Raw genomic sequence first — 18,397 nt, forward strand, 5'->3', positions numbered from 1 at the left:
GAGAAAAAACTTTTGCTTTAAATCAATTGTTTCAACTTGGCAGAGTTGATTTTTTTGGTTATCATCGCGGCGCAATGGTGAGGTGTCCGAGTGGCTTAAGGAGCACGCCTGGAAAGTGTGTATACGTTTGCGCGTATCGAGGGTTCGAATCCCTCTCTCACCGCCAGAATTTAAAAAAGACCTAAATCGAACGATTTAGGTCTTTTTTATTGCTTATAAAATCGCTTAAAACCCTACTCGGTGCATTTATTTTCAAAATTTTTATGCATGACTATAAATAATTTTTTAATCTTCTTATTTAAAATTTCGAATCAAGCAACGATAAAAACAACAATTAAAAAAATTATCATCAAGCTGCAATATTCTGCTGATAATAATCGTATTACAGCACCTTCAATCAAATCATAAAAGCATATTCAACATATAAAAAACTTCTATTCGGGAGTAAGCATGAATACCAGCCATAATTATGTAAAACAGATCAAGAATGCGAAACGTGGGGGCTATACCCCAACCATTGCCAAAGATATTAATAAACATAAGGTTCAGAAAGCCATACGTTTAATTGAACAATGGAGAAAGCTCGCAGATGAACTTAAGCCACAAATGCAAATCGACATGGCATTAACATTAGAAGAATGTGCTGAAGATTTATATCAAATTTTAAGGAATAAATAACACTGCTAAAATTGAAAGATTGTTTTACGTCGATACATTTTTTGATTTTTCAAAATATCAAAAAATATGAATGCAATTCAATCGCTCATTTTTTGGCTTGCGTTTTTAACAAAATTCGCTATTATTCATCCCACGTTGCCGGCATAGCTCAGTTGGTAGAGCAACTGACTTGTAATCAGTAGGTCCACAGTTCGAATCCGTGTGCCGGCACCATTTTATACTTAGCCTCGCTTTTTAGTGAGGCTTTGTTGTTTCTGGGCTTTGGCTTTTCAAAGACTATCTAAAATATCAGTGCTTATTATTTTTTCGCGCTGATTTGCACATACTTGACCCAACCATCTGCATAAAGCTTGGCACATAATTTTGCTGTCATGCGAATTTTAAATGCATCTAAATCTGTAGTCTGTTGGGATAATTGCTGCAATTTGTGAAAATATTTTGCAAAACCCTGTAAGACTTCTTCAGATAAATCAAAGATTTCAATCTCTTCAAAATCATAGCTCTGCAAAGTTTGTTTCAGGACTGATTCCGTCATTAAATTATTTAAATTCACATCCGCTGCTTTTAACAACCACTGATACTTTTTCTTTTGGAATGAATTTAAATCCAGCCATTGATCAGACAACATTAGATAATGAAAGCCCAGTCTGCCCTTTGAATTTAAAACACTCCCGACTGAATCTAGAAATGAATTCAAATTTGAGTGATAGGCAGCGTCGATACAGAGCACCACATCAAAGCCAGATTTGAACTGAATCTGTTTTAAATTTAAAAAAGAGTGTGGGTGAATCGCAGCAAGTTGAGGAAGATGTTTTTGAATTTGAATCACACAACTGGATTGTAATTCCACAGCTTCAATGTGTTGAACATGATATTGCTGCTGCCAATGAAGCAGACTTGCGCCCTGCCCACAGCCTAAATCGAGCAATCTGTCATTTGAAGTTAAATGGACTGCTTGCGCCAACTGATCTGCCAATTGACGACAAGCGTCGGGATAGGATGACGTTGCATCATCCCAATAGCCCAAATTACTCCAAGCGAGTTCAGCATCGTCCCCTAACTGTTTTGCGTTAATCGCATACTTATGTTGTGAAAACTGCTGCTGAATCGTTTGAAGCCATTTCATGTATTAGTAGCCGAGTTGTGGGGCAACCTCAACTTTAGGTTTTAATCCCATAAACGGCAATGGGGCATTAAGAATTTCCGCAATATGAATTGCTGAAGTCACTGCCGATTCTAAAAGTGGCAAACCATCGCAAGACCAAGAACCACAATAGAACACTTTACGGTTTAGATCTTTATGGCGTTGTTGCAGCTCTTTATTTAAAGCCACTGTTTGTGAGTCCACCACAGCACGAGTTAAGGTAACGCTGGAAATGATTTTTTTAGGATCAATTTCAGTCACCGGCTGCCAGGTCTGGAATACCGGATTTTTACCGACCAGACTTGGCTCAACCGAATTCAACCATACCGTGAACTGTTGACGGGTAAATTTACGATCCATCATATAACTGAGTACCGCCCAGTCTTTACGCTTGGGTGGCATCACGGTTTGATCGGTGTGAATCACCAATTGACCCTGTTCAAATTTGAATTTCTTTAACAGCTCAATATCATCTGAAAATTGTTCATTATTTAAAAAGGTTTCAATTTTATTGGTCGGTGTCGCCACAATGACACGGTCAAAAATGCGTTGCTCACCTAACGCATTTTCAACTAAAACACCATTTTCTTGTTCTTTGACCTGGGTAATGGCAGAGCTATTATGAATTTCAATGCCTTCAATCAGCTTGTCTACCAACGCCGGTGTGCCACCCTGAAGACGCAGCAAAGCATCGCCATCGGTCAATTGACGCAAGAACGTCAATAAAGGTTTTGCCGGCCATTCGCCAATGGTTTTCGGGTTACAGGTACAAATGGTATAGAGTACCGGCATCACTGCGCCATGCCAGAATACTTCTTCAATATCATTATTATTTATAAATTCAGCCAAGGTAATATCTTGATTCTTTGATTTGAAGAATCGAGTGATGGCCGCTTTCAGTTGCAGCATGCCTTTGACCAAGCGCCAACCGTATTGTTGAAGCCCTTTACGGTTGTTAATAATCGGAAAGTTACCAATACGACTACGCGTGGTGGTCAGCCATGTTTCAGTACGGTCTTCAAACAACCAGCTGCATGCCATATAGGTACGCACCGGGAAAGTGGGGATACCCAAATAAGTCGCCAAACTGAGGGTGTTTTTCCACAAATGAGGATTCATCACACGCAAGGGCGCATCAATTAAACCGCCTTCAAATTCAATGCTATGGCTATCCATACCACGTCCAGGCAAGGCTTCAAAAATAGTTATACTATGCCCTGCATCTTTAAGAATTCTGGCGGCAGCTAGCCCAGCCATGCCACTACCAATAACTGCAATATCCAAAATTATTATCCGTCAGTTACACATAAGATTATTGAAATTATGAACCAAACGAGATTAAAAGGCGGTATTAAAATCTTCCAGAATATGTTTTTTTAACAAAAGTCATCATGATGAAGATCCGAAAAACTTTTACATTTATTTACATAGAAAAAATCTAAAATAAAAACAATAAATTATTAAAATTTATCCAAATAAACCTCAAAAACCCTTTAAAAAAGAACAGATATATTAACCAACATTATAACGATCGTTTTACAAAAGCATAAAATACCACTATGATGCATCACATAATAATTTGACTATCAGATCCACTATTAACCCCCTATAACTATGCAAATGCTGTAAAAACAACAAAATTTATTTCGCAAAAAGCCCCTAAATATTTTAGGGGCTTCTTTATTTCTTGAATGAGCAATGAATGGCCAAAATTAACTGGCAACCGGGATCTCACCGAACTTGCCATTGTTAAAATCATTGAAGGCTTGCACGATTTCATCTTTGGTATTCATCACAAATGGACCATAGCCTTGAATGGGCTCATTCAAAGGTTGACCCGTGAGCATCAGGAATTTGCTGTCTTTAATCGCTTGCAGCTGAATATCGGCTTCACCATCTTGAGCAAACAGGACAATTGAACTGTCTTGAACATGCTGCGTTCCATTCAACTGCATTTCACCGGATAGCACCACAACCAGTACATTGTGGTCGACAGGTACATGAATATGATGCACATGTTCTGCTTTCAACTCACCATCCCATACATTTACAGGGCTATAAGTAGAGGCAGGACCTGAATGCTCTGCATGCTCGTCTATATAGCGACCTGCAATCACCCGCAGATGTCCTGCACCCTTTTCAAGCTCAATGACCGGAATATCTTGTGCTTCAATGGCCTGATATTTAGGTGCAGTCATTTTCTCTGCCGCAGGTAAATTCACCCAAAGCTGCACCATTTCAAACAAGCCTCCATTCTTAGCGAATTCTTCAGAGTGAAACTCTTCATGCACCAAACCTGCCCCCGCCGTCATCCACTGCACATCGCCAGTTTTAATCTGACCGCCACCGCCTGCTGAATCTTTGTGAGTAACCCCACCTTGATAGGCCAGCGTCACCGTTTCAAAACCACGATGCGGATGTGAACCGACGCCATGCTGCTGTGTGGTCGGACTAAAATGATACGGTGCTGCATAATCCAAGAGTAAAAATGGACTAATCGCCTGCCCTAAACGATCGTAAGAAAACAGGTTTTTAACCGGAAATCCATCACCCACCCAATGCATGTTTTGGTTACGGTAAACGCCAATAATTTTTTTCATTTCAAAGCTCCTATCACTAGGAAATAATATGGATTTATCTTAAAACTTTTAAAGTAGCTAGCCTAGCGCATGAGCAATATAGAGCGTCCCAAGCATAGGATAATCTGCTGACTATTTTAAAATGATAGAAATCCGCATAAATGGCTTTTAATCCGGATCACCTTTTTCCAATCGTAAAACCAGCTATTCATTCCATTCAGACTAATCCTGTTGAGCGAAGTGCCATTGAAGTTGTATTACTTTAAAAAAGTCTGAGTTACTTTAAGCAGTTAGTAACCCCCCTCTAAAAAATAAAGTCATGCAGAAATCATTCATTAAAGATGAAGACCAAAAAATTGAGCGGCAAATAGCCTAGTAACCCAGCTTTATTTATTAAATTCAAGCTATAAAAAATCCAGGAGCTAAGTCCTAGATTTTTGGGGAGAGTATTTTAACTTGAGATTAAATTTTACCAATCAAATCGATTGAAGGTGCAAGTGTGGCATCGCCTTCTTTCCATTTTGCCGGGCAAACTTCACCTGGGTGTGCATGTACATATTGCACTGCTTTAACTTTACGTAGAAGCTCTTGTGCATCACGACCAATACCACCAGCATTGATTTCGATAATCTGGATTTTGCCTTCAGGGTCAATCACAAAAGTACCGCGATCTGCTAAACCTTCAGACTCAATCAGAACTTCAAAGTTTTTCGCCAAAGTCCAAGTTGGGTCGCCAATCATTGGATATTGGATTTTTTTGATTTCGTCAGAACTGTCATGCCAAGCTTTGTGGGTAAAATGAGTATCAGTCGATACTGAATAAATCTCAACGCCCATTTTTTGGAATTCAGCATAGTTATCTGCCAAATCACCGAGTTCTGTTGGACAAACAAAAGTGAAGTCTGCAGGATAGAAGAACACCACTGACCATTTACCGATCATGTCTTTTTCGGACACTTGAATGAATTCACCATTTTTATAAGCTGTTGCGTTGAATGGTTTTACTTCAGTATTGATTAAACTCATGAGATATTTCCTCTAGCTGATTTCTGGGATTGCTTATCTTGTGAAGCTAGAATACGAAAGTTTCCAGAATAGGTAAAACCGTACTTTTTTATAAAAACAATCGAATTACACGATTATTAATTCCTGTTCATTTTGTAAAAGTGATTGGTTTTGACAATAAAAAACCCTTTGTTGTTACAAAGGGTTTTGGATGACGATTTGCCGTTTTAATTCAGTTAGAACGGTAGATCATCATCTAAATCAGCAGGTGCAGCGACAGGCGCAGCAGGTGCAGATTGCGGTGCTTTCGGCTGGAAAGCAGACGGGTTATTGTTGGCATAACCGCCTTGTTGGTTGTTATTAAAACCACCACCTTGATTGCCATAACCACCTTGGTTATTATTATTGTTGTTATAACCGCCGCCTTGATTGTTGTTGAAACGTGGTTGGTTATAACCCGCGTTGTCACCACCCGCAGCTTGTTCACCTTGCTGACGGTTGCTATCCAACATTTGCATTTGTTCACCACGAATTTCTGTGGTGTAGCGTTCCTGACCGCTTTGGTCTGTCCACTGACGCGTACGCAATGAACCTTCGATATAAACTTTTGAACCCTTGCGTAGATATTGCTGTGCAATTTCGCCTAAGCGGTTATGCAACACAATACGATGCCATTCAGTTTGTTCTTTACGCTCACCGGTATTTTTATCAGTCCACGAATCGCTGGTTGCAATTGAAAACTGAGTAAGAGAACCACCATTCGGAAAAGTTTTGGTTTCAGGATCTTTACCTAAAGTTCCGACTAAAATTACTTTATTAACACCACGCATCAGACGTACACTTCCTATTTATTTCTGTATTTTACTTTATAAGAGTTATGCTTAAATGGCTACCTCTTTACCCAACAACTGCGTTAAATCTTGTCGCGCAGCTTCATCTATAAGCTGTTTATCAATTTTAACATAAGCAAATTGCTGATCAGACATCACCACAACCTCTTCAATACCACGAATCGCCAAAAGTTGAGAAGTCCACTCATCCGTTTGTTTTGTCTCGGGCAAGGCCAATACCAGCGATGAAAGATAACGCGGTTGAGCCAGGCCAAAGCTGATCAATAACCAGACTACAGCGATCCCCGCCAGGATGCTCCAACCCATCGAAGTATTATTTAGTAACAAGAGTTGACCGCCAATCATGCCGCCAAAAAATGCCCCTAAAAACTGGCTGCTGGCATTCACACCCATCGCTGTGGCTTTAGACTGAATCGGTGCAGATTTGGATAGCCAAGAAGGCAACAAGGCTTCCATCACGTTAAAGGCAATAAAGAAGCATCCTAAACCTGCCAATAAAATATATTTTGATTCATAGCCAAAAATCAGTACCAGTAAACCCAGAATGATCCCGCCAATGGCAGTCAGGAAAATGCCGCGCATTTTACGATATTTTTCCGCCAAAATAATGCTTGGAAAAGCAAAAAACAGGCTAATGATCAGCAATGGCAAATACACCAGACCATGACTGGCCAATGGAATATCAGCAAACTGAATCAACTGTGATGGCATATAAATAAACATCGCAGTCAGCAATAAATGCAGCGCAAACACTGAAACATGCAAGCGGTTTAAATCGCCCATTTTCAGTACCTGTTTTAGTTGTGCCACATAACCTTGCTGATAGTTTTTATGATGACGGGTCACTTTGGGAACCAACAGCAATATCGAAATTGCCGCCAAACCCATCAGCGTCGTCACCCAGAACAGTCCGGAAATACCCACCAGACTGGTGAGCCAAGGTCCAAGACTGAAGGCGACCATAAAGGACACGCCAATACTCATCCCCATTACCGCCATGGCTTTGCTGCGCTGCTCTTCACGGGTGACATCGGCTAACAATGCCATCACCACGGCAGAAACCGCACCACCACCGGCAATCGCACGACCAATGATCACGCCATAAATGGTTTCAGACATCGCGGCAATTGCACCACCTAGCGCAAACAACAATAAGCCTAAAACCACCAAAGGCTTACGGCTAAAACGGTCAGCCAGCAAGCTAAAGGGGATTTGTAAAATCGCTTGGGTTAAACCATATACACCTACCGCCAAACCAATCAGCGCAGGTGTTGCCCCTTGATATGACTGCCCTGCCACAGAAAACACAGGAATAATCATGAACAAGCCCAACATACGCAGGGCAAAAATACTGCTTAAGGCAAAGGTTGAACGGCGTTCTAAAGCATTCATCATATCAATAAGCTTAGGTTTATAAATTTAATTTCGATGGGCTATCCTACAACATTCATGTTATGGATGTTGATTTATTCAAGGATCAACCATCATAAAAAAGGGCGCATTTTCATGCGCCCCTATTGTAACCGTTTTTCTTAAAAAACCATTAACCGATCCGTTCTTGACGCTTACTATATTGAATGGATGCAATCACTGCCCAAACAATAAATGCCACACCAATCAAACCAGTCACGACTTCAGGTACGTGTAACCCAGTACCGCTCGCCAGCATAATGAATGCCAAAGCACCAATGGCATAGTGCGCGCCATGTTCAAGGAAAACATACGCATCTAATGTACCTTTTTCGACCAGATAAATGGTCATTGAACGCACGAACATTGCACCAATAGCAAGACCGAGCATAATGATCACAACATCCGATGTAATCGCGAAAGCACCGATGACACCATCAAAACTGAACGATGCATCAAGTACTTCAAGGTAAATAAAACCACCAAAACCGGCTTTAATCACACCTGTAGATGCCCCACTGGCATCATGTGCCACAGCATTGCCCTGTTCATCAATTTCAGGTTCACCGCCTAACAAGTGACTCAGTACTTGAACCCCAATGTAAATGACGATCCCCCAGATCCCGGCCATGGTCACAGCTAAACGTGCAGTTTCCTCTACATTTGCTGCCATGATCAGCAAGCCAACCAGTGAAAGGAATACTGACATTGCAGGTACGTTGGCTAGATTAGACAAACGTGCCTCAAGCCATCTAAACCAGTGGGTATCTTTTTCGCTATCCAGGAAGAAATTTAGGAACACGAGCAATAAGAATGAGCCACCAAATGCTGCAATTTCAGCATGATGTGCCATCAGTTTTTCTGAATAACTAATCGGATCATTGATCGCCATTTTCACAACTTCAAACATGCCCATGTCCGCAGTGACTGCAACAATCACAATCGGGAACACCAAACGCATGCCAAATACAGCAATAACAATACCGACGGTCAAGAAAATCATTTTCCAGAAATGATCCCAACCGCGCAGTACCGAGGCATTCACCACGGCATTATCGAAAGAAAGTGATACTTCCATGACGGCCAGAATGGCAGTAATGGTTAACGCCGTGAACATGGTCTTTAAACCTGCTTCCGGGCCATGCGTAAAGCCCCAATATGCAGATATAGCCAGACACACGATCGTAAAAATGATTGAGAAACCAAAATGTTTCATCATGATAGATCGACCTATGAACAAATATGTATAGAGAGTAAATTCGGTAAAACTTAAAAATAGAAGCTTAAGATTTTATGTGCACAATTATGACGACTTTTTGATATTAATCCAAAATTCTTCGTATGATTTTTTTTGAAGATAAATACACTATTTATGCGGCTTGATATCTTAGCGCGAAAACTCTTGCTATAGTCCAGCCTTCTGTAAATTCTTCTTTTATTATCGACAGGATGATGACATGAGCTTTTCTCAAGAGGTATGGCAGCGAAATCTGGCTTTATATCAAAAAACTTTAGCCCTGCCATTTAACCAAGAACTTGCACAAGGGACTTTGAGCAAAGACGTTTTTAGTCATTATGTGATTCAAGATGCGCATTATTTACTGGCTTATGGTCGATCACTTGCAGTTTGTGCTGCCAAAGCCTTCGAAGCTGATGACGTGATTCAGTTTGCGGAAGCTGCCAGAATTGCCATTGTGGTTGAACGCAGTCTGCATGATGGCTTTATGCAAGAATTTGATATCACCAAAAAAGAATTTGAATCCACTCCTTTAACCTTGGCTTGTCATCATTACACTTCATTTTTAACCGCAACGGCATGGTCTGAAAGCTATCCGGTGGTCTTGGCTTCCTTACTTCCTTGTTTCTGGATTTATGCAGAAGTCGGTAAAGATATTGTTGATAATTCAATACCGAATAATCCGTACCAAGCTTGGGTCGATACCTATGCAGGTGAAGAATTCAATGAGGCTGTACGTAATGTGATTGCCACGGTTGATAAAGTCGCTGCACGCTGTGATGCCGATACCCTTGAGAAAATGCATCATGCCTATACCACGGCTGCCAAACTGGAATGGTTGTTCTGGGATAGTGCCTATGATCAACGCCAGTGGTTAGGTTTGGATGAATTATAAGATTCGATAGTCAGTATCTAAATTATCCCCCTCTCCTTCAATTTGTGATCAAGATTATTTTTACTTCCACTTTAAAAGTAGGAGTAAATTAAAAAACTCCTCCATTTTTAAATGGTGAGGAGTCTCAAAATATATTTTGAGTCCGCAAGGGGAGGGATTTTTTTACGGCTGAAACATCTGCCATCCATAAATCAGCCCTGCCGCAGCCACAATCCAGCATAGTGTCGCTATACCTAGACATGACCACATCGACATCTTGGTTGCCAATACATATACCAATAGCAAATAAATAAAATATGGAATAAGCGACCATAAACCGAATAATGCAGTTTTACGCAAAGCTTCTGCACCCTGCTGTTGCGACACAATCACATGTGCAATCAAGGCAAAGGTCGGAAATAGTGGGACCAGACCGGCAATATAAAAAGCTTTACTCTTGGAAAGGATAGAAATAATTAAAACAACGGCTGCCCCTAAACTACATTTAAAAAATAAAGCCAGCATCCCTATCCATCCGAACAGATCAATTGATTGAGTCGCATAGTCTACGTCGCAAAATATCTTTTGCTTAAATTAAATTCACCACAATCAAGGCAATCAATGCAGGGATAGCCTGAACATAAATAATCTTTTTACTGGCGGTGATGCCACCATAAATTCCGGCAACCAAAACACAGCCTAAAAAGAAGTTGGCCAGTGCCGTGGCATAAGCTTCTGGTGCAAACAGCGACCAAATTAATCCGGCTGCTAGAAAACCATTATACAAACCCTGATTTTGCGCTAAAACTTTGGTCAATTTTGCCTTTTCTGCATTATTACCAAAGGCTTTCATGCCCATGGTTTTATCCCACAGGAACATTTCAAGAACCAAGAAATAAACATGCAGTAATGCAATCAGTGTGATTAAAATTTTGGCAATCATTGTTTTAATTTCCTTTTTTATTTTCATGCTATTGTGCGGTGATTTTGCTTTTTTAGCGATACCCTCTGCAACACGATTCACATTAAAAGTAGCTTATTCAGGCTTGTGACTATTCCTAAAGCTCGCTACAGTCTTATAAAATTTAACTAAACTGATTCAGCCGACATAATATGTCGTTAAAAAACGATTTTATTCAGCTTGAACAAAATTAAATCGCTATCATATATAACCTTCAATTTGCACATTACCGAGATGTTTTATGAGCCAAAGTCATATCCGTATTCGAGGCGCACGTACCCATAACTTAAAAAATGTGTCACTCGATATTCCACGCGACAAATTCGTGGTCATTACGGGACTCTCAGGCTCAGGTAAATCTTCCTTAGCTTTTGACACTTTATATGCTGAAGGTCAGCGCCGTTATGTGGAATCGCTTTCTGCCTATGCACGCCAGTTCCTTTCGCAAATGGAAAAGCCAGAAGTCGATTCTATTGAAGGTTTAAGCCCTGCTATTGCAATTGAACAGAAATCAACCAGCCACAACCCACGTTCAACTGTGGGAACAATCACCGAAATTTACGACTATTTACGTCTTTTATATGCACGTGTCGGAACACCGTATTGTCCTGAACATGACCTGCCGATGGTGGCACAAACTGTTTCAGAAATGGTCGATGCAGTTAAAAACTTAGAAGAAGGCACGGCTTTAATGCTGCTTGCCCCTGTGGTGCGTGAGCGTAAAGGTGAATACACCAACCTGTTTGAACAACTGCAAAGCCAAGGTTTTGTCCGTGCCCGTGTAGATGGTGAAATTGTCGAAATTGATACCCCACCCGAACTGGATAAAAAGAAAAAACATACCATTGAAGTGGTCGTGGATCGCTTTAAAGTTCGTGATGATTTGGGCAACCGGATTGCTGAATCTTTTGAAACTGCGCTGCGTTTAGGGGGTGACATCGCGATTTTATCGTGGATGAAAGGCGAACAAGCAGATCGTGTGTTTTCGGCAAAACATTCTTGCCCTGAATGTGATCGTGCTGTAGCCGAACTTGAACCACGTTTGTTCTCGTTCAACAATCCATTTGGTGCCTGCCCGGTCTGTGATGGCTTAGGTACCCGCAGTCATTTCAGTGCAGACAAACTGATTCCAAACAATGAAGTTTCAATTAGCCAGGGCGCGATTCGTGGTTGGGACAGACAACGTCCGTATTACTACAGCATGATTGAAAAAGTCGCAGCGCATTTTGGCTTTTCTTTGGATACGCCTTGGAATGAACTGGATGCCGACACCAAAAAGAAATTCCTCTACGGAACCGGCAAAGACAAAGTTGATTTAAGCTATATCGATGAACGTGGTCGTCAGCATAAACGTGTGCAACCTTTTGAAGGCATTTTGCCGCATCTGGAACGTCGTTACCGTGAAACGGAATCTAATTATGTACGTGATGATTTAGCGCAATACTTATCTAATGCAGCCTGTGATGCCTGTGGCGGTTCACGTCTGAATGAAATTTCACGTAACGTCCGGGTCAAAGACAAAACCATCGCGCAGATTACCAAAATGTCGATTGGCGATGCCGAAAGTTACTATCAGGATTTAAACCTTGAAGGTGCTAAAGGTGAAATTGCCGACAAAATTTTTAAAGAAATCCGTGAGCGTTTGCATTTCCTGGTGTCTGTCGGTTTGAACTATTTAAGTCTTTCACGTTCTGCCGAAACCCTGTCGGGTGGTGAAGCACAGCGTATCCGTTTGGCTTCGCAAATTGGTGCGGGCTTGATGGGTGTGATGTATGTCCTCGATGAACCGTCGATTGGTTTGCATCAACGTGATAATGACCGTCTGCTTGAAACTCTGGTTCGCCTGCGTGACTTGGGCAATACAGTTTTAGTCGTTGAACATGATGAAGATGCGATTCGTGCTGCGGATCATATTATTGATATTGGCCCGGGTGCAGGTGTGCATGGCGGTCATATTATTGCCGAAGGCACCTATGAAGAAATTTTGGCAAACCCTGATTCACTTACCGGACAATATTTATCCGGAAAGTTAAAAATTGAAGTGCCGAAAGTCCGAACTCAACCGCCAAAACCTGAAGAGAAAATCAAGTTGATGGGTGCTGCAGGTCATAACTTGCAGAATGTTGATTTAACCATTCCTTTAGGCATTATGACTTGTGTGACGGGTGTTTCGGGTTCGGGTAAATCTACGCTGATTAACCGTACCCTATTACCGCTTGCAGCAACCCAATTGAACGGTGCAACCACTTTAACCGCTGAAAAATTTGATTCGATTGATGGCTTACAATTCCTCGATAAAGTCGTGGATATTGACCAAAGTCCGATTGGGCGTACGCCACGTTCTAACCCTGCAACCTATACAGGTTTGTTCACCCCGATTCGTGAATTATTTGCGCAAACGCCTGAAGCTAAAGCCCGTGGTTATGCTGCGGGTCGTTTCTCGTTTAACGTGAAAGGTGGTCGTTGTGAAGCATGCGAAGGCGACGGCATGATTAAAGTGGCGATGCACTTCCTGCCCGATATGTATGTGCCTTGCGATGCCTGTCATGGCGACCGTTATAACCGTGAAACGCTAGAAGTCGGTTATAAAGGTAAAAACATTTCCGATGTTTTAGGCATGACTGTTGAAGATGCAATGCATTTCTTCGAAGCCATTCCAGTGATTCACCGTCGCCTGGAAACTTTAACGCAAGTCGGTTTGGGTTATATCCGTTTGGGTCAATCTGCGACCACCCTTTCAGGTGGTGAAGCACAACGTGTGAAATTGGCACGTGAGCTTGCAAAACGGGATACAGGTAAAACCTTATATATCCTAGATGAACCGACCACAGGTCTGCATTTCCACGACATTGCCAAGCTGTTAGACATTCTGCATCAACTCCGCGATAAGGGTAATACCATTGTAGTGATTGAGCATAATCTGGATGTGATTAAGACTGCTGACTGGGTGATTGACCTGGGTCCTGAAGGTGGTGCCGGTGGCGGGATGATTATTGCCGAAGGTACGCCTGAAGAAGTGGTGAAATCTAAGGTTTCACATACAGCGAAGTTCTTAAAACCTTTGCTTAAATAATTTTCTATTTCAGCTAAATACATGATAAAACGGTGATTCATTCACCGTTTTTTTATTTTTAGATATGACAGAATTAGAAATTATAGATACAGCCGTTAAAATTGGATTAGGCTCAATTATTACAGGATTCTTTGCTTACTTTCTTCAAAGAACTAATATCAGTGCTTCAGTATCCAAAGATAAATTAGAAAATAACCGAAAAATTTTAATGCAGATTTCTGCAGACATTGAGGAAATAAATCATCTAGTTTTAAAAGTATGGAGTATTTTTGATTTTGAAATTAAGAAAGATCCAATCGATAAAGAAAATATATATTTAAGATTAACGCCATTAAAAGCATCCTTATTTAATGACTTTCAACTATTAAGTAAAAATGAAGGCTTACTATTATTATATGGTTATAAAGACCAACAACAATGCCTAAGAAAATACGGAGAGTTTTTAGTAAAGTTTAATTCTTATACTTATTTCAATGGAGAAAAAGTTACTCAAGAAAAATCAACTTGGTATCGAGGAGAAATTCTAAGACTCAGATATGAATTATATGAAAGTTTACATAGTGCTCTTTTCCAATAAAAATGCATGTATTCCATCACCCCGCGACTTTATTCTTCCCATTTTCTTTGGCCTGAAATAAAGACTTATCGGCTTTTTCAAGTAATGCCATCCACGATGCTGCACCAACTGCCACACCTGCACTCACAGAAATCTGGATATTCTGATTGATCTCGGCAATGTACAGTTCAGAGCTACCAATCTCTTCAAGAATTTTATTCGCGACAACCCAAGCATCCTGAAAATCAGCCTGTTCGATTAACACCAAAAATTCATCACCGCCATAACGCACAATCAAATCCGAAGTACGTACATTAAATTGTAATTTTTCCGCAACTAGCCTAATAACTTCATCGCCGATAATATGCCCAAATGTATCATTTACATATTTAAAATCATCAATATCAAAAATAATCAGGGCTGTTTGAGTAAATTTTTCAGGTTTCTTTTCCAAATACTTAATGTATTCATCCAAAGCCAAACGGTTGGATACACCAGTCAAACTATCAGTATTGGCAATATTTCTGAGTTGGAATTCTAAAGCATCGCGTTGCTGTAGCACGGATTTCAACTTTTTAATTGCCTGTAATAATGTTACTGGATCATTTGATAATTCATCAAATTCACTATCTGCAACTTTATGCTGTGCCAAACGAAGAATTGCATTTTTGGCTTTAAGTAAAGGTTTAAATACCCCATTTCGCGCATAAATCATGGTAAAACATGCGGTAACCAAACAAATTACTGCAACCAACAGCGTTATTATAAATTGTTGTTTCGCTTGATTTTTCTCATCTTGAGCAACGCTAACACTGTAATCTAAAATATAAGTTTGCAAATTTACCACTGTGACAAATTTGTCGACCATAGCCTCTGTCAATTGCGTACCGGTTAATGAATAACGCTTATTATGCAAACTTTCATTAATTAAACCCGCAACAATTGGAATGCCTTTATCTAAAAACTGTGTTTTTACTTTTTGATGCAAAGCTAAATATTCGGGGGTTTTACCTTGTTCAGGTTGTATGGTATTGACCAAGCCCCATAAATAATTTGCCTGATGTTGAGTCTGTAATGATCGAGCCAGATTATCTTCAGGTATTTTTTCTGCAAAAGTGACAGATGCAATGACATTCGATGCAATTCGCCCTGCCTGGTCACGTAAATCTGCCAGAATTAAAATCAGCGTATAGTATTCAGAAACAGATGTGCTTTTAGCTTCAGCGTGTACCAATACATTTTTTAAAATTTCGTGACAACTATCCCAAGCCGTGAACATTTGCTTAATCGCATCATCAAGTTGTTTTGAAGTACGTTTAGATCGGGGCAAAGCAGCATACGCGTCTACAGCTTGACGACCTTGCTGTAAAATTACTTTTAAATTGGAAGATAAGCCTCGTACCTGAGCAGAAAAGCCCGCTGCATTTAAAATCTGTATGGTCTGATCAATTTGTATATCAACTTCTTTTCGATGCGCTTGCAGCTCTTGTAGATTTTCAGCTAATTCTTCAGCAGTGCTCGACATCACCTTATTCGCAGGTGCTCGCTCGCGTGAAACTTTATTGGCTAAATCGGCAACTGCACGTAACGCAGAAATTTCAGTTAAGGCTCGATCTGCTTTTTGATAGCTCTGATAGCTACTGACAATTAAGGGAACAGAAAGAAAAAGCAGTGAGAAGATAATGATAATCATCGACAAGAAAAGCCGTTGACTAATATGTCCCGAACGTAATTTATACATGGATTCAGTACGTCCCACACAAAAACAACTGGCCAATCATCATCATATTTCGTTTATAATACAATCGTATATATTACATGATTTTCATACTACTAATTCTTTCTTATCAACCGTTTATCTTATTTTTTATAAAAAATTATTATTAATACTACTCTCTAATGAAGATAAAAGAATAAACCAAGTTTATCCAAAATATCTAAGCTCAATTGCTTGCGCTCATCAGCATCATGGATTGATTATAGAATTCTGTTCGCTTTTCTTTTGACAAGCACTTAATTGCATTAAGACCATTCAGTAGCTTAAGTAAAACAATCCTTGTTTCACCTAAATCTCTTAATGCCTAAATTTTCTACTTTTATTAAATTCATTCAGATCATTTTGTATGAATGACACATAGCTAAAAATATTTTTATAACAGGTCTAAGAAAATATTTACACATGCCACAAATAAGTGCATAATGCACCGCATTAGGGCAAGTCAAAATCATTCCTCAGCAGGATTTTTGAATTATCCGAGATTTTTGGCTAAAAAACCCCAGTTTTCACAGAAAACTGGGGTTTTTTATGACTAAAAATTGAGAAATAGCACAAAATCAACATTAATAACGCACTATATTGATGCACAATTATTACAAATCATTCCCAATGCACCTTTTCAACTATTCTGCTTTGTAATCAATCATTGATCAAAAAATAAAGAAGAATATTTTTTTAGTTTCAATACTTCGCTGATACTTGGATATTTTCTTTATTAAATATGAGATCTTAGTCAGAGCACATTTATTTCAGGCAAAAAAAAACCCAACCTTGGGGAAAGTTGGGCATATAAAAACAAAACTTGTTCATGGAGAATCAGATCATCATCACATTATTTTAATGTAACATGACTTGATAGATAGATTATGATAAAAATCACCAAATAAGTAAAGCCTATCGAATTAGTTGGCTTTTAATTAAATCACAATAATTAGACAATAATGCAAAAATCATCACATAAATAAAAATGATATGTTTATTTTTTATACTCAAATGAAATATTTTAAGGCTAACTTTGGTATTAAATTCTAAATAAAATTAAGAATATGCAAAACAATTCACACTTAAGCCAGCTCTATAAATTGTTTTTTACAATTAATAAAAAAATTTTATCAAATTTTACATTGTTAAAAGGCTCTCGAATTTTCCGTTTTTTTCCAAAAAAAGCTGTAAAAATCCGTATATTCATTTGTTCTAAAAAAAGTTTTTTAACGTTGACATAAAATCAATCATCTGCACATTTTTTAACCATTTATATAATTTAATACAAAAACTCAACAAAATAATGTCATTATAGTTCATTGACTTAATGTTTTGTTACAATACAATGCCTACTGTTTAATCATTTTTTAACAGAACGGGTAATTATTATGAAAAAACTTGGTTTAGCCACTGCTTTATTATTAGCCATGACCGGTGCTCAAGCGTACCAATTCGAAGTACAAGGTCAATCTGAGTACGTTGATAACACAGCAAATGACAAAAACTTTACCGGTGCTGTACAAGGTACTTACTACCTTAAAGATGTTGATTCTTCAAAAGGTCCATTGGCTGAAGCAGCTTTCTTAAACCAAGCGTCTAACATATCTGTAGCTTATAACTATGGCGAATATGATGATGAAGATGGTTTAGACATCGTTTCTCACACTTATGGTGCTAAAGCTGAAGCATATATTCCAACTAAAGTAGTTCCTGTATACGCTAGTGCTTCTTATAACCACACAATTAACGACAGCAAAAACAATGTAGAAAAAGATGATCAAGGTGATCGTTATGCATTAGAACTTGGTGCTCTTGTAATCCCTAACTTCTTGGTAGCTGTTGGTTATACAAGCGTTGCTGATCAAGATTCTTATGATGCTTTCAACATTCTTTCTAACGGTGTTGTTAAAGCTGGTTTAGAAACTGAAACTATTGCACGTGACCAAGATGCGATCACTGCACGTACTAAATACGTAGGTGCTATTGACGGTACGAATATGTCAATCGGTTTTGAATCTGGTTTAGTTTACGGTGAAGACACTGCTTACAACCTAGGTACAACTCTTTTTGTTACACCGAAATTAAGCGTTGGTGCATCTTACATGGAATCTAGCTTCGCTGGTTCACCAGACAAAGCTTGGGGTGCAAACGTAAATTACTTCATCACTCCAGCAGTTGCAGTTGGTGCAAGCTATGTAAATGCGAATGCTGAACAACTTGCACTTGATACTCAAACTGTAGGCGTAAATGCTAAATTCCGTTTCTAATTA

15 protein-coding genes and 2 tRNA genes are annotated in these 18,397 nt (G+C 39.4%); 7 read left to right on the forward strand and 10 right to left on the reverse strand.

The annotated features are described in order from the left end of the window. The first annotated feature begins 76 nt into the window (after positions 1-76). From HLH18_RS01250 to HLH18_RS01260, 3 genes are all read left to right on the forward strand, one after another. Positions 77-166 (forward strand) — tRNA-Ser (locus HLH18_RS01250). 284 nt (positions 167-450) lie between these two features. Next, a complete protein-coding gene (locus tag HLH18_RS01255; protein ID WP_131290763.1) occupies positions 451-678 on the forward strand; it encodes a hypothetical protein in 228 nt (75 codons plus the stop codon). 137 nt (positions 679-815) lie between these two features. Continuing rightward, positions 816-891, forward strand: a tRNA-Thr gene (locus tag HLH18_RS01260). An 85-nt stretch (positions 892-976) separates the two neighbouring features. Here the strand turns inward: HLH18_RS01260 and HLH18_RS01265 are convergent. The 7 genes from HLH18_RS01265 to HLH18_RS01295 all read right to left on the reverse strand — a co-directional run bounded on the left by HLH18_RS01265 (position 977) and on the right by HLH18_RS01295 (position 8,886). Further along, complete coding sequence (locus HLH18_RS01265; protein ID WP_171545502.1) at positions 977-1,804, reverse strand: SAM-dependent methyltransferase; 828 nt, start codon at positions 1,802-1,804, stop codon at positions 977-979. 3 nt (positions 1,805-1,807) lie between these two features. Next, on the reverse strand, positions 1,808-3,106 hold the full coding sequence (locus HLH18_RS01270; RefSeq protein ID WP_214647221.1) for an FAD-dependent oxidoreductase: 1,299 nt from the start codon (positions 3,104-3,106) through the stop codon (positions 1,808-1,810). A 428-nt stretch (positions 3,107-3,534) separates the two neighbouring features. Further along, positions 3,535-4,422, reverse strand: coding sequence for a pirin family protein (locus tag HLH18_RS01275; protein ID WP_171545503.1), 888 nt, complete (start codon positions 4,420-4,422; stop codon positions 3,535-3,537). 441 nt (positions 4,423-4,863) lie between these two features. Continuing rightward, complete coding sequence (gene ahpC / locus HLH18_RS01280; RefSeq protein WP_171545504.1) at positions 4,864-5,427, reverse strand: alkyl hydroperoxide reductase subunit C; 564 nt, start codon at positions 5,425-5,427, stop codon at positions 4,864-4,866. A 215-nt stretch (positions 5,428-5,642) separates the two neighbouring features. Then, positions 5,643-6,236, reverse strand: a complete 594-nt coding sequence (gene ssb / locus HLH18_RS01285; protein WP_171545505.1) for a single-stranded DNA-binding protein — start codon at positions 6,234-6,236, stop codon at positions 5,643-5,645. Between the two features lie 51 nt (positions 6,237-6,287). Then, a complete protein-coding gene (locus HLH18_RS01290; RefSeq protein WP_171545506.1) occupies positions 6,288-7,652 on the reverse strand; it encodes an MFS transporter in 1,365 nt (454 codons plus the stop codon). A gap of 148 nt (positions 7,653-7,800) precedes the next feature. Then, entirely contained in the window at positions 7,801-8,886 is a 1,086-nt protein-coding gene (locus tag HLH18_RS01295) for a DUF475 domain-containing protein (protein WP_171545507.1), read from the reverse strand. Positions 8,887-9,124: 238 nt separating this feature from the next. Here HLH18_RS01295 and tenA point away from each other — a divergent pair, with 238 nt between their 5' ends. Continuing rightward, positions 9,125-9,799, forward strand: coding sequence for a thiaminase II (gene tenA / locus HLH18_RS01300; RefSeq protein WP_171545508.1), 675 nt, complete (start codon positions 9,125-9,127; stop codon positions 9,797-9,799). Between the two features lie 162 nt (positions 9,800-9,961). On the opposite strand, the gene HLH18_RS01305 is transcribed toward tenA, so the two are convergent. Both HLH18_RS01305 and HLH18_RS01310 read right to left on the reverse strand, forming a co-directional pair. Continuing rightward, positions 9,962-10,303, reverse strand: coding sequence for a GlpM family protein (locus tag HLH18_RS01305; protein ID WP_171545509.1), 342 nt, complete (start codon positions 10,301-10,303; stop codon positions 9,962-9,964). Positions 10,304-10,367: 64 nt separating this feature from the next. Next, a complete protein-coding gene (locus tag HLH18_RS01310) occupies positions 10,368-10,721 on the reverse strand; it encodes a DUF1304 domain-containing protein (RefSeq protein WP_171545510.1) in 354 nt (117 codons plus the stop codon). A gap of 259 nt (positions 10,722-10,980) precedes the next feature. Here HLH18_RS01310 and uvrA point away from each other — a divergent pair, with 259 nt between their 5' ends. Both uvrA and HLH18_RS01320 read left to right on the forward strand, forming a co-directional pair. Then, a complete protein-coding gene (gene uvrA / locus HLH18_RS01315; RefSeq protein ID WP_171545511.1) occupies positions 10,981-13,812 on the forward strand; it encodes an excinuclease ABC subunit UvrA in 2,832 nt (943 codons plus the stop codon). 64 nt (positions 13,813-13,876) lie between these two features. After that, on the forward strand, positions 13,877-14,389 hold the full coding sequence (locus HLH18_RS01320; RefSeq protein ID WP_171545512.1) for a hypothetical protein: 513 nt from the start codon (positions 13,877-13,879) through the stop codon (positions 14,387-14,389). A gap of 16 nt (positions 14,390-14,405) precedes the next feature. Here the strand turns inward: HLH18_RS01320 and HLH18_RS01325 are convergent, their stop codons facing one another. Further along, the gene (locus HLH18_RS01325; RefSeq protein WP_171545605.1) at positions 14,406-16,109 is read right to left on the reverse strand and encodes a GGDEF domain-containing protein; all 1,704 of its coding nucleotides are present in this window, start codon (positions 16,107-16,109) and stop codon (positions 14,406-14,408) included. A 1,406-nt stretch (positions 16,110-17,515) separates the two neighbouring features. Between HLH18_RS01325 and omp33-36 the strand changes: the two genes are divergently transcribed. After that, positions 17,516-18,394 (forward strand): porin Omp33-36, encoded by an 879-nt coding sequence (gene omp33-36, locus HLH18_RS01330; RefSeq protein WP_171542345.1) that lies wholly within the window; start codon positions 17,516-17,518, stop codon positions 18,392-18,394. Positions 18,395-18,397: the final 3 nt, after the last annotated feature.

This window comes from Acinetobacter sp. ANC 5414, from assembly GCF_013004295.1.
In the GTDB taxonomy this organism is placed as follows: domain Bacteria; phylum Pseudomonadota; class Gammaproteobacteria; order Pseudomonadales; family Moraxellaceae; genus Acinetobacter.

Excerpts from the sequence above, each read along its gene's own strand:
- tenA (WP_171545508.1), top strand. The coding sequence starts at position 9,125 with ATGAGCTTTTCTCAAGAGGTATGGCAGCGAAATCTGGCTTTATATCAA.
- HLH18_RS01305 (WP_171545509.1), bottom strand. The coding sequence starts at position 10,303 with ATGCTGGCTTTATTTTTTAAATGTAGTTTAGGGGCAGCCGTTGTTTTA.
- HLH18_RS01255 (WP_131290763.1), top strand. The coding sequence starts at position 451 with ATGAATACCAGCCATAATTATGTAAAACAGATCAAGAATGCGAAACGT.
- HLH18_RS01265 (WP_171545502.1), bottom strand. The coding sequence starts at position 1,804 with ATGAAATGGCTTCAAACGATTCAGCAGCAGTTTTCACAACATAAGTAT.
- omp33-36 (WP_171542345.1), top strand. The coding sequence starts at position 17,516 with ATGAAAAAACTTGGTTTAGCCACTGCTTTATTATTAGCCATGACCGGT.
- ssb (WP_171545505.1), bottom strand. The coding sequence starts at position 6,236 with ATGCGTGGTGTTAATAAAGTAATTTTAGTCGGAACTTTAGGTAAAGAT.
- HLH18_RS01290 (WP_171545506.1), bottom strand. The coding sequence starts at position 7,652 with ATGATGAATGCTTTAGAACGCCGTTCAACCTTTGCCTTAAGCAGTATT.
- HLH18_RS01295 (WP_171545507.1), bottom strand. The coding sequence starts at position 8,886 with ATGATGAAACATTTTGGTTTCTCAATCATTTTTACGATCGTGTGTCTG.
- HLH18_RS01320 (WP_171545512.1), top strand. The coding sequence starts at position 13,877 with ATGACAGAATTAGAAATTATAGATACAGCCGTTAAAATTGGATTAGGC.
- uvrA (WP_171545511.1), top strand. The coding sequence starts at position 10,981 with ATGAGCCAAAGTCATATCCGTATTCGAGGCGCACGTACCCATAACTTA.
- HLH18_RS01275 (WP_171545503.1), bottom strand. The coding sequence starts at position 4,422 with ATGAAAAAAATTATTGGCGTTTACCGTAACCAAAACATGCATTGGGTG.
- HLH18_RS01325 (WP_171545605.1), bottom strand. The coding sequence starts at position 16,109 with ATGTATAAATTACGTTCGGGACATATTAGTCAACGGCTTTTCTTGTCG.
- ahpC (WP_171545504.1), bottom strand. The coding sequence starts at position 5,427 with ATGAGTTTAATCAATACTGAAGTAAAACCATTCAACGCAACAGCTTAT.
- HLH18_RS01310 (WP_171545510.1), bottom strand. The coding sequence starts at position 10,721 with ATGATTGCCAAAATTTTAATCACACTGATTGCATTACTGCATGTTTAT.